Origin of the sequence: Exiguobacterium sp. s133 (assembly GCF_018618595.1) — a bacterium.
Classification (GTDB): domain Bacteria; phylum Bacillota; class Bacilli; order Exiguobacteriales; family Exiguobacteriaceae; genus Exiguobacterium_A; species Exiguobacterium_A oxidotolerans.
Window position 1 is genome coordinate 1 of record NZ_JACSMK010000011.1, and the last position, 14,266, is coordinate 14,266.

Consider the following 14,266-nt stretch of genomic DNA (forward strand, 5'->3'; position numbering starts at 1 on the left):
ATTGGCCAATTGGTCATGGGATTCCAGTCGGAATCCTAATGGAGTGTCATATTTTTTACGCATACATAAGACAAACCCTCATTTCCAAGTGGATATGAGGGTTTGTCTACAGTCTGAAATGCCTGACACCCGTTCTTCGGATGTCAGGCATTTTACATGTTCTCTTGCAGAAACGGGTAAATGAGTTAAAACGGACAACAGAGGTGAGACAGAATGACGCGACGGAAACTGATTGTATCCGGTATGACCGTAGTATTCGGCATGGTATTGATTCTCGGTTTTTTACTGTCAGGTGGATTCGTCTATCTTTATTTCTTTGCCATCCTGATTGGCTGCGCCTCGTTTTTGCGGGAACCGCTGTCCCGTGCAGAGTGGTTGCAAGAAGGCATTGTCTTCATCCTCGTATGTTGTCTCATTTATGTCACCCAGCATTTTTTGTTCTAATCAGTTGATCTGATAGGAATCGAGCAGTAAGTTCCGTGCTTCCGGCGTCAATTTAAAGCTGATTTTCCGCGTCCGGTCTTCAAGGTAGATATCCGTCTTTTTGACACGTCGATCGAGATAAATCCGATACTGTTGTGCTTGATCTCCGTTGAAGAGCGTCAAATAGGACCGCTCTGCGAGTTTTCCCTTTTTCTCCGCGACCTGACTTTGCTTGATCAATCCTGTCAACGTCTTCATTTCCTCGACGGATGTCATCAGGAATTCCTGCTCGCTCAATTCGTCATATGGCGTTTTTTGTGTGTAGTCGACCTTTGGAAACGGACGGTCATGAAAAACGGCATGGTGGGGGGACTCCGAACTGTCGTCGTCATCCGGTAGCAGCTTGATGCCTGGCGGTAGCTCGGACTCCTGTCTGACGGTCAACGTATAGCGCGACCGTTCTCCTGATGTCGTAGTTACCTGTAGCGATCCATACTCACCCTGACTGTTCGGTTCTGCCGGTGTAAAGCGTACCTTGACTGGTTTTTCCGCCTCGATAATCGGCGCTTCAAAAAGAAGATTGATCCCATCCGTCAGCAGGTGCGGACGAATCTGATGTCGGTCGTCCATGTACGTCTTATCAATAAATACGAAGTGCGGTATCCCGTGAGCAAACGGCGTCAATTCCATCACATTCGTGACGGTTGTTTCTTTCGTCTGATCATTCGTCGCCCGGATGACGAGGTATCCCGTCGTCGGCAGTGTCAACTGCATTTGCGACTTGCGAACATGATCGACCAGATGGCTGTACAGTTGACGATTTTTCGGATCAATGTTCTTGATTTCGATCTTTTTCACCGGTTTCTTCAAGGCTGAAGTTGAAAATGATTTTTGTTTTTTCGTTAACGAATGGAACGTCGGCAGATGCCGCATGTCATCACAATAAAGGTATGGTTGACCGTCCGCCTCGATATACGTCGCCCGCGTCCCTTCGATGAACAGTCCGATGTTGACGAGCGAGACGTAATAATGGTCACCCACGGTATACTGTTTTGGTGGCTTGACCTTTTTTTGATGACAGACTTCTTGAATCAGGCTCCCCAGTTTCGGATCGGCACTTTTGAAGTCGCTGACGTTTAACGTATCGTAAAGGTCCGGTACATAGCTGAACCGGACCGGTTCCGGATCTTCAGCACAGCCACTCAAGAATACGAGGCAGAGTGCCAACACGAACCGTATGCGCATATCTCATTCCCCCTCAATCTGTTCCGCGAGCTGTGCAGCCAGCTCACCTGACAATTTTGTACCTTTTTTCGAGGTTGTGTCTTGCAGGTAGACATCTGTTTTCTGGGCACGCTTTTTTAAATACACGGTGAACGTTTGTGTTTTCCCCTTGTCGACGAGTGTTAAATACTGAAGCGACGGTTTATTTCCTTGCGGTTGCTCGAGGGTGACCTGTTTCAGTTCGTTCGCGAGGGCAAGTGATAATTCATCCGGCATGATACCAATTTTGCGGATATTGCCTTCTTGCAGGGACTCGATCGTCGGATGGAGGAAACCTTCGATTCCGTCATTGCGTTCTTCATCGTCCATTTCGAATAACTTCACCTTCTGATAAACCGGTTGATATCGTAAGGACAAGGTTTTTTCTTCTACATCGCCCAGCTCATTTTTTGCGCGTAACGTCACATACGGAATCGTTTGATTCGCCGTAAGTGTCTCCGGTAAGGGATGATACGTCATGTCGACTTTTTCCTGATCATATGTCGTCATTACGATCCGGTCCTGCAGGTACCAACCGGGACTTTCGAAAGTAATCGAATGATATATCGCATTTGCTCCGTTCCCGCTCGGACGCGTCGTCAAATAAAAGTCTGTCGTCTGGTTGATGAACGAAGTCGGGACATCGACGAGCACGTGCTCTTTGTTGTTCTCTGTCAGGATGACGAGTACCTGTCCCGCAATCGGCATATGTAAGTTATGGAAGGGTGCGAGACGACGGCTGAAATCACCCTCTGTTTTCGCTTCACGATTTTGATCCGCATGGCGTGTCCGCTGTTTTTCCGTCACCGGGAAAAATGTCGGCGTCTGCAAGGGCGTTTTGTCCGTTCCTTGGTCTACCTTCACCCACGGATGGTCTTTCGCTTCGACCGGATGAATTTTTAATTGATGCGTATCCCGCGACCGGCAGGCGAGGTACAGGTTTTCTTTTTCAGCGAGATAAAAGACCTCGGTTTGAGCTCCATACATTTCAAGCGTTTTTAAGGAAAAGTACATCTCATATGTATTAAGGATCCGGTAGGATGAGGGCAGTGCCGTCGTCTTTTTATTCTTGCACGTTTTTAACATCTGTTTTTTCTGTTCTGCCGGTACATCGTCTACAAATTGCCGATTGACAAAACTTTCGGCTGACCAATACGCCGGTACGGACTCAAGCTTCAATAAACGTTCTTGACCGCACCCGGACAAGATGAGACTGCAGGCCAGTCCTAATGCCAGTGACCATGATTTAATGACAATCCCTCCCCGTCGTTTTCTACTTATTTTACCATATCTTTTTCCATATTTTATCTATTTTTCATTTCACTTTAACCTTAAGATGTTAATAATCTATCAGAACGGGGTAATACTCAATCATGCACGGATTTCACTACTACACGGGGGTTATTCAAATGGGTACATTCATTCAAGCAGTTGACGGAACTAAAATTTATGTCGAAGATGTCGGTTCAGGACAACCGGTCGTCATGTTACACGGATGGCCAGCGAATAACAACATGTTCGAATATCAAAAGAATGCCTTGCTCGACGCCGGCTACCGTTACATCGGGGTTGATTACCGCGGCTACGGCAAATCGGATGCTCCAGCCAGCGGATATGATTATGCAACGATGGCATCTGACATCGATCAAGTCATTACGCAGCTCGAACTGAAAGACGCAGCGTTACTCGGCTTTTCCATGGGTGGCGGGATTGCGTTACGCTATCTGCTCAACCACGGATCGAGCAAAATCTCGAAATTGATTCTTGCGGGTGCTGCAGCTCCGGTCTTCACGCAACGGGAAGGGTACCCGTACGGGATGACAAAAGACGAAGTCGATGACTTGATTGCCGATACGAGAAAAGACCGTCCGGCGATGCTTGAAGGATTCGGAAAAATCTTCTTTGAACAAGACCATTCAGAACCGATGACACAATGGTTCCACAACTTAAGTGTCGCAGCCTCTTCTCACGGCACGATTTTATCGGCAATCGCCTTGCGCGACGAAGACTTACGGGATGAATTGCCGCAGATTGACGTCGAGACGTTAATCATTCACGGTAAAAAAGATAAAGTCTGTCCGTTTGAATTTGCGGAAGAAATGCAAAAAGCAATCCCGAACTCACGCATCGAACCATTTGAAGAGAGCGGGCACGGGACAGTACTCGATGAACGCGAAAAATTCAACGATACGTTACTTGCGTTCTTAAAATAATCAACGACACAAAAACAGCCATCGTAAGTATGCGATGGCTGTTAAAGCTGTAGACAAACGGTTATGAAGCCTGAAAATTCTATATCGAGATGCGCTTCCCTGTCTCACCTCGTATTCAAAGCGGCAATCGTTCGCGGTTCTAAGCGATTCAAGACAGATTACGCTCTAAACCGTCTGCATATTTGGATTTATCTCACGGTATTCCCTAAAAAGCGTCACGTTTCGTTGACTCCTACGGGAAAAAGTGCGTTTTTAACGCACTTTCAGAGGCAGGCAAGACCCTGCTCGTTGTCCGTTAGGATCAAGGAGCAACGGCTTGCGCCTCGCCCGAGGAAAGCAACGAAAAAAGACGCTTGATTTCCTGATAGCACGTTGTCTACAGTCTGAAACAGCCATCGCAAGTATGTGATGGCTGTTTTTGTGTCTAGATTGAGGAATGAATACCTCTCTGTTTTAGGAGGTTCCACATGCAGACACCTTAGTGCACGTTCCGCCTTGAACCGAACACCCAGTTCATTCGAAATTCGAGTTCTTATGTCGTATAACTTTTGATGAACCGGCGATCGATCCATTGTTTCAAACGCCAGCTCAAATGATTCGTCTGATAGTGTCGTCCGTAAAGCAAGGTTCCTTGCTGATGTCCCATCGATAGAATCGTCAAGTAACGCGTTTGCGGCCGGAACGTCCGCAAACGTTCCTGATTGATGAAACGAAGAAGGTTCTCAAGCAAGACCGGTGCTTGCCGGACGGCGGTTACACCGTTCTTCGGTGTGTTCGGATATGCGGCGAGCGTCGCACAGTCGCCGACGGCAAACAGAGAAGGGTCCTCTAGCGACTGGAACGTCTCGTGGACGAGCAAAAATCCGCGGTCGTCACAATAGAGGCCGGATGCCTTGAACAAATCAAGCGCTGACGCGCCACCTAAAAACAGGACGGCATCCGCTTTGAATGATTGGCCCGACTGGAGCCGGACGGTTTGCTCATCAAGAGAGACGAACCGGTCGACGATGCGTGTCACGCCCAGCGTATCCAACCGGTCAAGGATGCTCGCTTCTGCCGGGTGTCCTGCGAGGAGCGATTCATCATGGACGAGTGTGACCGGACAACCGTCCGATTGGAATGAGGCCGCCATCTCGATTGCAGCAGCACCGCTCCCGACGATGACGGGCGACGATGCCTCTTTAAACTGACGGAGCGCCTGATCGATTTGATAATTCGGCTTGATTGTGACGCGTGACGTTGCATCTGAGACATTCCAGTCATTCGAACCGATGTTACACGATACGACGTCGTAAGAAATGATTTCGCCTGACTGACAGAAAACTTGTTTCGTTTGCGGATCGATCCGCGTGACACGGTCCTCCATCAATGTCTTTCCGTGAAGAGAACAGAGTGCTTTGACATCGACCCGGGTCTCCTCGAGTCGATACGTGCCGTCCGCAAGACCGGAGAACATTCCTGAATAATACTGATAACGGGACGGGTTGATGACGATCCATTCAACATCCGGATGCGTGCCTTCTTTGATACATTCTAAATGGGCATGACCTGCCCCGACTAATACGATTCGCTTCAAACCTTCACCTACTTCTTTAAATTAACTGCTTCCGAGACTATGATTCCCTGAATCCGTCTGCGTTAATCTAATGAATGTCATAGGACAATCCGAAGCAAGCTCGCCACGAGACAAACGAGAGCAAAAAACACTTGATCGTGACGCGTCACGACCGGACGGACATAATACGTCCGCTCGGCTTGAAACCGACGCGCTTCCATCGCAATCGCGATTTGTTCCGAACGGATGATACTGTTCGTAAAAAGCGGTAAACTGATGGCGAAAAACGTCTGCCATGGCCAAATCGAGTGCTGTTGGCGGACCCGCCGTGCTTGACGGATTGTTCTTATTTCCTGCTGAAAGATCGGAATAAAACGAATCCCTGCTAAAAAGCCATAGGCGAGCCGGTCCGGAAGCCGGCACTGATGAATCAGGCTCATGACGAACCGGGTTTGGTCGGTCGTCGCGATGAACGTCAAACTGAGGAAGACGAAGGCAAGCATCCGCAGTGCGATCAACCAGGCGTGACCGATACTTTCTTCCGTCACGCGAAACCAACCGAATGACCAAACTTCCGTACTGCCTTTTCCGAAGGCTGCCATCATCCAAAATGTCAGCAAGAACAAGACGAGGTAGGGGGAGACCCGTTTGGCGAGCATCAACAGTGACCAACCGGAGCAGCCCAATCCGACCGCAGCGAGTAAAAGTAAGGCTATCGTTTCGCGTAACGTCGGTGCCGCAATCAAAAGCACCATCACGTACAGAAGGGCACCGAGCTTGAGTGCCGGATTAATACGCGCGAGCGGGGAGTCGTTTTCCTGCACGACGTTTCACCTCCTCGAGTTGCTGATACAAATACGATAACGGACGAGAGAGTTGGTTATGCTCGAGTAACGTCTCGTCTTTAAACAAAGTGTCCGGTGTGCCGTCGAACTGAAGTCGCCCGTCACCAAGGACGAGGACCCGGTCGGCATACTGGTGGACCAGCTCCATGTCATGCGTCACCATGATCAGCGTCGTCCCGTTTAATCGAGCCTGCTCGAACATCTCGATGAGTTGACCTGTCGTCTCGGCATCTTGACCGAACGTCGGTTCATCGAGCAACAGGACGTCTTTTGGTTCTAACAACATCGTCGCGACGCTGAGCCGTCGCTTTTGACCCATGCTCAGAGCGAGGGGCGACTGACGGGCGACATGGGTTAACCGGTAGGATTGCAACGCCGTTTCAATCCGCTCCGGCGTCGGTGCATCCATGCTGATTACGAGCTCGTCTTCGACCGTCTGCTTGAGAAATTGGAGCTCTGGCTGTTGAAAGACGAATCCGACGTGTCGGTAATAGCTCCGACTTTTCCATGTCCGCAGTTCTTTTTCGAACAAGCGGACCGTACCGCCTTGCGCCGGAATCAATTTCGCCAGTGTTTCGAGCAACGTGCTTTTCCCGGCACCGTTCGATCCGACGACCATGATCCATTCTCCGGCGTGTGTTGCAAGCGACAGGTTATCGACAATCACTTGCTTACGCCGGCTAATCGCGGTGCGCGTCAGCGCGAACGTCGTGTCGTGCCGAACCGGAGGACGGATGTTATTCGTTTTTCGTAACCGCCCCGCCTGGGAAGAAGCGGGGGGCACGGTTTCCAGTTCATACGGGTAGAGGAGCGGTGTTGCAATGCCGCGTCGTTCGAGTTCAGCGCGATGCTGACCGAAGACATCAAGCGGCGGACCATCGCGTAAAATCGTTCCGCCGTGATCGAAGACGAGCACCCGGTCACTGAACGTCACACAGCGGTCAAGCTGATGTTCAATCAGAACGAGCGTCAACGTCCGGTCGTGATGGAGTTCCTCAATCAGCTGCATCAAAACCCGATGTCCTGCCGGATCGAGTTGCGCCGTCGGTTCGTCAAGCAATAGAATATCCGGCTCAAGCGCTAGGACGCAGGCGAGGGCGAGTCGTTGTTTCATCCCTCCTGACAGTTGCATAATCGGTGTCGTCAGCGGCACGTCCAGACCGACACGTGCCAGTACGGCGTCAATCCGGTCATCCATCTGACTGCGGTCGACTGAGCGATTTTCAAGACTAAAGGCAACTTCCGCTCCGACGGTCTGCATGCAGAACTGGTCGTCCGGATTTTGAAAAAGGATTCCGACCGTCCCATTCGTTTTGCAGTGGCCGCTGACATCGGCTTCGATCGCGTCAGGTAATAAGCCGGCGAGAACATGTAAAAACGTCGTTTTCCCACTGCCGCTCGGTCCGACGAGCAACGTCGTTTCCCCTTCGTGTAGCGTCACCGTCACCTTGTGCAGGACGTTGTCATGTTGCCCAGGATAGCGGACAGACAAGTCGTTACAATGAATCATGCTGCATCCGGCTTCCGCCGCTTACGCCCGATCGCATAACCGTTCAACGTCCCTGTCTTGACGAGCGCATCGACGATGACTTTCGCAAGTAATCCACCGAGCAATGCACCGCTGACGAGTTGAAGGGAAAACGTCAACAGAAGTGTCGTCGTCGTATAGTAGGCGAAACCATTGACGACAAGACTATAGACCATACTGCCGATTGCGGCGAACATTCCGGATAGAACTAACGTCATTGTGTTGAACTTCCGGTATCCGAAGAGGGCAAAAGCGATTTCGGCACCGATTCCTTGAGCGAAACCAATCAATAAGGCCGATAATCCGAAGTGACTCCCCGTGAATAATTCGACAGCCGCGGCGACGACTTCTGCAATCAGTGCTGCCCCGGGCTTTTGAATGATGTAGGCGACAAGCGGACTCGCGATGACCCAAATCCCGAACATCCAGTTCGATCCGACCGGTCCGAAGATCGCGGAAATCGGTAACCACAATGTCGACCACCCTAAGTAGAGTACCCCGCAAGCAACCGACAACATCATCATGACAATGATTTCTTTCATTTTCCAACTGTTCATGTTCCTATCTCCCTTTGGCACAACCACCAGACAAACAAAAAGACCGCCCTCTATGAAAGAGAGCGGTCGCTGAATCTGCAAACATGCAGAAAAATTGAACGAATTACCGCTCCACTTTCCTACGCTAGTATGAACTAGATCAGGTTCAAAGGGTCCGAAGTGAATCGTCTCAGCCAATGGGCTCCCCTAGTGGATGTGCATATAATGTGTACGCTATTTACTGTACCGACTCTACTGACAGTTGTCAATACAGATAAAAAAACCCTCCGCGAGGGGAGGGTAAGAAAAATTATTCTTTTTCTTCCGTGTGTTCTTCAGTAGAAACCTCTTCTGTCGCTTCAGCTGATTCTTCAGCATCTGCTTCTTCGAGATCCGCTTCAAGTGTCGATTCGACGACGGCAACGACTTGAATGTCACCTTCCGTAACGATACGGTATTCTTTTTCTTCCGGTAAATCCGAAACCGATAGAGAATCACCGAGGTTAAGATTTGTCACATCGACTTCGACGCGTTCCGGTAATTTATCTGGTGTAGCTGCAACTGTTACTTTAAAGAGTGTTTGTGAAAGATATCCACCAAGTTTTGCACCAGCCGCTTCGCCGACGAGGACGATATCTGTTTCGACTTCTGTTTCTTCATCCATTTTAACAGCGATGAATTCAACGTGCTTGATTGTTGGTGTGAAGATATCCATATCGAGTTTATTGATCAGTGTGTTGACTTTTTTACCACCGATTTGAAGTGCAACAAGTGCATTCTCACCATGTTCGCGAACGACTTTGATCAATGCTTTTTCGTCAAAGGCAATCGGTGTACTTTCCACTTTGTAACCATACACGACACCAAGAGCTTTTCCTTCATGACGTAATTGCTTTCTAAGTGAGCGTGGGCGTACTTCGCGTTCTTCTACTTTTAATGTTACTGACATGTTCATTTCCCCCTTGAATTTGGTATAGCCCTCAAAAGGTAATGAAGAAAGGAGTGGAACGAATCGTTCCGGATCAAGACGGTGCATCGAATGCTATTTCAAATTGATTTCATAAAAATGAAGATCGAAGTGAGTGGTTAGCATTTCTCTCCCAGGTCATTACGCTGATATTGAGAAACATGTGGTTGTAAAAGCAACTCGCTGATGCGGTGCTATGATAGTTATACCCCCGTAACATTAAAAGCTAAACATCAACCGGCGAAAAAACGATAGCCAGAAACCTGTTCTCCCTAGAGCAGCAACGGTTTACATCCTATTAAGAAATCGGTGCCTTTCCTCTTATTCAAGCAATTGAACCATCTCATCGACCGATAACGCAAGTGACGCCGGTTGTTCAAGTATGTCCGTCACGAGTGTCGCTTTCCGTTCCTGCAGCTCGATGATTTTTTCTTCGATCGTGCCTTTCGTGATTAATTTAATGACTTCGACCGTCTGTGTTTGTCCCATCCGGTGTGCCCGGTCAGCCGCTTGCTGTTCGACAGCCGGATTCCACCAACTGTCATATAAGATGACAGTATCCGCCGTCGCCAGGTTCAGTCCGGTGCCGCCCGCCTTCAGTGAAATCAAAAACAGATCGACTTCGCCTGCATTAAAACGGTCGCAGCGTTCGAGACGCTCCGCAATCGGTGTATCCCCGCGCAGTTCGAAATGAGGGAGGTGCAACTCATGCAGGTCGTCCCGAATCAAATCGAGCATTTTTGTAAACTGTGAAAAAATTAAGATCCGTTTGCCTGCTGCCCGTTTTTCTTGAATCAAGGCGAGCAACCGGTCCCGTTTCGCCGACCGACCACGGTAGTTTTCGACGAACAACCGGGGATCGCAACAGATTTGCCGGAGCCGGGTCAATCCGGCGAGTAACTTCATCCGTTCTTCCGGTTTTGACTGATCGAGATGCTGTAACGTCTCGAGCTGTAACTTTGCCAAGTGGGCGGCATAGAGTTTTTTCTGTGCCGCCGTCAGTTCCGTGTACTGATGGACGACTTGTTTCGCCGGCAACTGTTGCAAAACATCTTTTTTCGTCCGGCGCAGCAAAAACGGTTCGACGAATTGTTGAACGTCCCGTGCTGACCAGTCGAGAAACCGTTGCCGGTCCGGCAAGAGTGCCGGGAAGACGACGTCAAAGATTGACCAGAGATCAAGCGTCTTGTTTTCGAGCGGCGTCCCCGTCAAGGCAAACCGCCGCGTCGCCCACAGTTGTTTTAAGCTGACCGTCGTCTGCGACCGTGGATTCTTCAGATGTTGTGCTTCATCAAAAAAGATACAATCGTAATGGATCGTTTGATGATTTTTGATGTCGAGCCGGAGCGACGGGTAGGAGATGATGAGAATGACGTCGTCCGGCAAGTCTTCGAGCTGTCGTAAGCGCGACGCACGACTCCCGCTGAGCACACGAACGGTGCGTGTCGGGGCAAAGCGGTGCAGCTCTGCTGCCCAGTTGTAGAGGAGTGACGCCGGGGCGACGATCAAGACACGTGAACTCGGGAGCGTTTCGATATAACCGATGGCTTGAATCGTTTTGCCGAGTCCCATCTCGTCCGCTAAGATGCCATGACAGTCGTGTGCCGCAAGACTCTTGAAGAAGCGGACGCCGTCTTGCTGATACGGCAAAAGTTGTGTCGCGAGCGGTTCCGGTAACGCCAGTCGCTCTGTTTTTCCGGCTTTCATCTCGAGCAATCGTTCCTTCAGTTGACTGTGGACCGTCAAGAAAGCAGCCGGGGTCAACAGGGCCAAGTTCGGCACGGCAGGAACGGTCAATTCCGCTTCAAGTAACGTCTGTTCCGTCGCTTCGACTTCCTGTAACAGCCGTTTGATTTGCGTGAAGGCACGGTCTTCAAGCGACAACAATTGTCCCGAGCGTAAACGGTGGTACGTCTTTTGCGTCACGAGTGACGCGAGGACCGCCGACAGTTCTTGTTCTGAAATCCCGTCCATCGAAAACTTGAACGTCAACCAATCGAGTCGCTTCGTCACGTTGACTTCAATTTTCGGATGGAATGGACCGGGGAGCAATGCCGTTTTGATGCTCGCCGTCGCGTATAACTCGAGTTGACCGAGGGCAACCATCGGGTCAAGTAAACCTTTTAAGACAACGTAGTGATTACTTTCTCCTTCTACTACATAACGGGCTTGATCCGCGCAGAGTCCTGTCGCTTCCAAATAACGCGTCACCGCCCGCTCCGTCGACAAGTCACGCCCGATCCAGCGTGTCGGAGTCAACGGGTTGACGGTTTTGCCGTCGTAATCAAACGTGACGACGACTTCCAGGCGGGTATTGATCCGGTCGAGAGCCAGTTTGACGCGAGGGGATCCGCTGACGAGTCGGCCCCGGACAGCGGCGCTCATCCAGATGTCCGCCCGTTCCCGTAACCAGTCGCGGTCGTTCAGTAAACGGTCGAAGTAGGGCAGGGACAAGAGATAACTGCGCTGTGTCGTCAGGCTTTCGAGTGCAATCCCGCCGTCGCGGACGTCAAACCGGAGCTGCGCTTTATTTTCGCGTGTCAATGTCGCAAGATAGGTTGCAGCTGCGGCATCTTCAATTGTCGGTTGCGCTGAAAACGGTGTGATGGCCGGACGATTCGGTCCGGGCGTCCCGTAGGCTTGAATTTGTTGTAAGGCTAACAGCACTGCGACGATATGCCCACAAAACGAGGCATCCATGGCGAGCGAGGGACAGTTGCATCCGGCGTCAACACCCGTTTCCCGGAGATGAACGTGGACGTGAAAACGTGTTTCACCGGCAACTTCCGCCTCGACGAAGAGGTCACCCGGTGTGTAGTTGCGTAAGGTCACTTTTTTTGCCGTCACATACCGTTTTCCGCGGCGAAAGGCATAGGTATCTGACATTTGTTTGATTTTTCGTTCACTTAATCCAAAATTCATCTGTGGTCTCCTTTACTATAAAGTTACTATAAGGTGACATAATACTATTATCGTTCACCATCAAATAATTCAATCGCCCGTTTTTTCTCCTGATCGCCGATATGGGCATAGACTTGAGTCGTCGCGACGGACTCGTGCCCAAGGAGTTGCTGAATCGTCAAGACATCGACGCCGCCTGTCGCGAGACGCGTCGCAAACGTATGCCGTAACTTGTGCGGTGTGATTTGTTTTCGTTCCAAAAACGGTAAGACCGATCGTAACCGATCGGTATGCCGCTTTAATATATGTTGGACCGCCCGCGGGCTGAGCGGTTTCCCTTGTTTTTCGAATACAGCATCTTTCCCACGCATCGACAACTGATAATGGGCGGCATACTTTCTGAGGGCGACGCGTGCCGGTTGCGCAAGTGGGATGACCCGCTCCTTGTTGCCTTTACCAATCACCCGAATCGTCCCTTCATGAAAATCGAGATCGTTCCACGTCAATTGTGTCATCTCGCTGAGACGCATCCCGCTATAGCCGAGTAGCTGGAACAACGTCACGTCACGGACGCGGTCACGCTCATAATGGGCCGCCTCCCGCGGATTCATCTCAATGTTCGACGGCAGCAATTGAATCAATTCATCCCATTCACGTTTCGTTAAGTAGACCGGATCACGTTTTGCCTGTTTCGGACGGTTGATTTTTGCGACCGGGTTTTCCGACAGGACGCCGATGTCGATCAAATGGCGAAATAACGATTGTAACGCCGACAACTTCCGGTTGATGACACTCGGCGCATTGCCCTTCGTCAAGGCTAAGTATTCGGCGTAAGCCGCAATTCCCGCGCCGTCAATCTCAAGGAACGCCTCTTGCGTGATATCAATCGCCCGGACATCCTGCCCTGACGCGGCGGCGACAAAGCTAAAAAACGAATCAAAATCATACACATAACGACGCATCGTTGCTTTTGAGAAATTTTTTGAAGCTAAGTGGTCGATGTAATCGCGAATAAATTCCGGCATCCGGTGATAGCCTGGTAGATCAACGGTATGGGCCGGAATTTGGACGGTTTTAACGGTTTTTCCTAGATTTTTAAATAAACTCATCAGTCTATTCCCCCTCTGACCTTACTATACCAAACGTTGGTAGACGGTACACTAGTTTGCGTGAAATAGTTATTTCACGCAATATTAAATTGTCAGACAGGGAGACCTCAGTTGCATCGACTTTCCGACTAACGGGTGACTGGTCAACTCGATGCAAATCAACGAAAGGTGTATTTTCTTATGTCAAACAGAACAATAATTGTATTATGTCACCTTGATAGAATGAATTCAGAAAAATATTCTTGAAAACCAATTTCGCTCTCAGTTGCATCGAACATGACTTCGACAGGTGGTTGGTCGTCTCATTTTCGTACAGATCGTTTTTCGTTTTTTCTCGGAATTGTTGCAAACTTTTAGAAACACGGCTTAACCGAAAGTGATTCGGGTATAGACAAGAAGATTGACTCAATTACGTATAGGGGGAGAAACGAATGATTTCTGATCAACAAGCACGCCAATTACTAAAAGAAGCGAAACGGATTGCCGTCGTCGGGATTTCAAGTGATTCCGGGAAAACTGCGAACTGGATCGCCGATTATCTTGTGCAGAACGGGTACGAGGTCGTTCCCGTCAATCCGACGCTTGACGAATGGAACGGATTAAAAGTTTATCCGACGGTCGATAGCATCCCGGGTCATATCGATATCGTCGACGTGTTCCGTCGCTCCGAGTTTTTAGCGGACGCTGCAAAAGAAGCGGTTGCCCATGGCGACGTCGGGATGATTTGGAACCAGCTCGGTCTGTCGAGCGTCGAAGCGGAAAGTTTAGCGCTCGGGGCAGGAATCCCGTATATCGAAAATCGATGCATCAAAATCGAACACCAATACTTATGATTTCGAGTCAAATCAAGACACTTACTCAAACGCGAGTGAGTGTCTTTTTTACGTTCCCCCTTGTCAGATAGCAAGAAGATGCCTACAATTAGA

General features: G+C 49.8%; 12 protein-coding genes and 1 riboswitch. Of the genes, 3 read left to right on the top strand and 9 right to left on the bottom strand.

The genetic code is table 11. The annotated features are described in order from the left end of the window. Positions 1-213: 213 nt before the first annotated feature. Entirely contained in the window at positions 214-444 is a 231-nt protein-coding gene (locus KNP96_RS13180; protein WP_029330173.1) for a hypothetical protein, read from the top strand. Here the strand turns inward: KNP96_RS13180 and KNP96_RS13185 are convergent, their stop codons facing one another. Both KNP96_RS13185 and KNP96_RS13190 read right to left on the bottom strand, forming a co-directional pair. Then, positions 445-1,668: a hypothetical protein gene (locus KNP96_RS13185; RefSeq protein WP_214771030.1), complete on the bottom strand. Its 1,224-nt coding sequence runs from the start codon at positions 1,666-1,668 to the stop codon at positions 445-447. A 3-nt stretch (positions 1,669-1,671) separates the two neighbouring features. Next, a complete protein-coding gene (locus KNP96_RS13190; RefSeq protein WP_214771032.1) occupies positions 1,672-2,892 on the bottom strand; it encodes a hypothetical protein in 1,221 nt (406 codons plus the stop codon). 203 nt (positions 2,893-3,095) lie between these two features. On the opposite strand from KNP96_RS13190, the gene KNP96_RS13195 reads away from it, so the two are divergent. Continuing rightward, positions 3,096-3,899, top strand: coding sequence for an alpha/beta fold hydrolase (locus KNP96_RS13195; protein ID WP_214771035.1), 804 nt, complete (start codon positions 3,096-3,098; stop codon positions 3,897-3,899). A 532-nt stretch (positions 3,900-4,431) separates the two neighbouring features. Here KNP96_RS13195 and KNP96_RS13200 read toward each other — a convergent pair. The 7 genes from KNP96_RS13200 to KNP96_RS13230 all read right to left on the bottom strand — a co-directional run bounded on the left by KNP96_RS13200 (position 4,432) and on the right by KNP96_RS13230 (position 13,340). After that, entirely contained in the window at positions 4,432-5,475 is a 1,044-nt protein-coding gene (locus tag KNP96_RS13200; RefSeq protein ID WP_214771038.1) for an NAD(P)/FAD-dependent oxidoreductase, read from the bottom strand. 77 nt (positions 5,476-5,552) lie between these two features. Beyond that, positions 5,553-6,278, bottom strand: a complete 726-nt coding sequence (locus tag KNP96_RS13205) for an energy-coupling factor transporter transmembrane component T family protein (RefSeq protein ID WP_214771041.1) — start codon at positions 6,276-6,278, stop codon at positions 5,553-5,555. Then, positions 6,244-7,809 carry an ABC transporter ATP-binding protein gene (locus tag KNP96_RS13210; RefSeq protein WP_251135799.1) on the bottom strand — a complete coding sequence of 522 codons (1,566 nt, stop codon included), beginning with the start codon at positions 7,807-7,809 and terminating at the stop codon, positions 6,244-6,246. The genes KNP96_RS13205 and KNP96_RS13210 overlap by 35 nt, the downstream gene beginning before the upstream one ends. Continuing rightward, entirely contained in the window at positions 7,806-8,384 is a 579-nt protein-coding gene (locus KNP96_RS13215; protein ID WP_088837162.1) for an ECF transporter S component, read from the bottom strand. The genes KNP96_RS13210 and KNP96_RS13215 overlap by 4 nt, the downstream gene beginning before the upstream one ends. Before the next feature lie 99 nt (positions 8,385-8,483). Further along, positions 8,484-8,582: riboswitch (TPP riboswitch) on the bottom strand. Between the two features lie 91 nt (positions 8,583-8,673). Further along, positions 8,674-9,312 carry a 50S ribosomal protein L25/general stress protein Ctc gene (locus KNP96_RS13220; protein ID WP_214771044.1) on the bottom strand — a complete coding sequence of 213 codons (639 nt, stop codon included), beginning with the start codon at positions 9,310-9,312 and terminating at the stop codon, positions 8,674-8,676. A gap of 339 nt (positions 9,313-9,651) precedes the next feature. Then, positions 9,652-12,252: a DEAD/DEAH box helicase gene (locus tag KNP96_RS13225; RefSeq protein WP_214771047.1), complete on the bottom strand. Its 2,601-nt coding sequence runs from the start codon at positions 12,250-12,252 to the stop codon at positions 9,652-9,654. A gap of 47 nt (positions 12,253-12,299) precedes the next feature. After that, complete coding sequence (locus KNP96_RS13230; protein ID WP_251132166.1) at positions 12,300-13,340, bottom strand: tyrosine-type recombinase/integrase; 1,041 nt, start codon at positions 13,338-13,340, stop codon at positions 12,300-12,302. Between the two features lie 431 nt (positions 13,341-13,771). Between KNP96_RS13230 and KNP96_RS13235 the strand changes: the two genes are divergently transcribed. Beyond that, positions 13,772-14,173 (top strand): CoA-binding protein, encoded by a 402-nt coding sequence (locus KNP96_RS13235; RefSeq protein ID WP_214771050.1) that lies wholly within the window; start codon positions 13,772-13,774, stop codon positions 14,171-14,173. Positions 14,174-14,266 lie beyond the last annotated feature (93 nt).

Coding starts and splice junctions, on each gene's coding strand:
- KNP96_RS13180 (WP_029330173.1), top strand. CDS start 214: ATGACGCGACGGAAACTGATTGTATCCGGTATGACCGTAGTATTCGGC.
- KNP96_RS13185 (WP_214771030.1), bottom strand. CDS start 1,668: ATGCGCATACGGTTCGTGTTGGCACTCTGCCTCGTATTCTTGAGTGGC.
- KNP96_RS13195 (WP_214771035.1), top strand. CDS start 3,096: ATGGGTACATTCATTCAAGCAGTTGACGGAACTAAAATTTATGTCGAA.
- KNP96_RS13210 (WP_251135799.1), bottom strand. CDS start 7,809: ATGATTCATTGTAACGACTTGTCTGTCCGCTATCCTGGGCAACATGAC.
- KNP96_RS13215 (WP_088837162.1), bottom strand. CDS start 8,384: ATGAACAGTTGGAAAATGAAAGAAATCATTGTCATGATGATGTTGTCG.
- KNP96_RS13220 (WP_214771044.1), bottom strand. CDS start 9,312: ATGTCAGTAACATTAAAAGTAGAAGAACGCGAAGTACGCCCACGCTCA.
- KNP96_RS13225 (WP_214771047.1), bottom strand. CDS start 12,252: ATGAATTTTGGATTAAGTGAACGAAAAATCAAACAAATGTCAGATACC.
- KNP96_RS13230 (WP_251132166.1), bottom strand. CDS start 13,340: ATGAGTTTATTTAAAAATCTAGGAAAAACCGTTAAAACCGTCCAAATT.
- KNP96_RS13235 (WP_214771050.1), top strand. CDS start 13,772: ATGATTTCTGATCAACAAGCACGCCAATTACTAAAAGAAGCGAAACGG.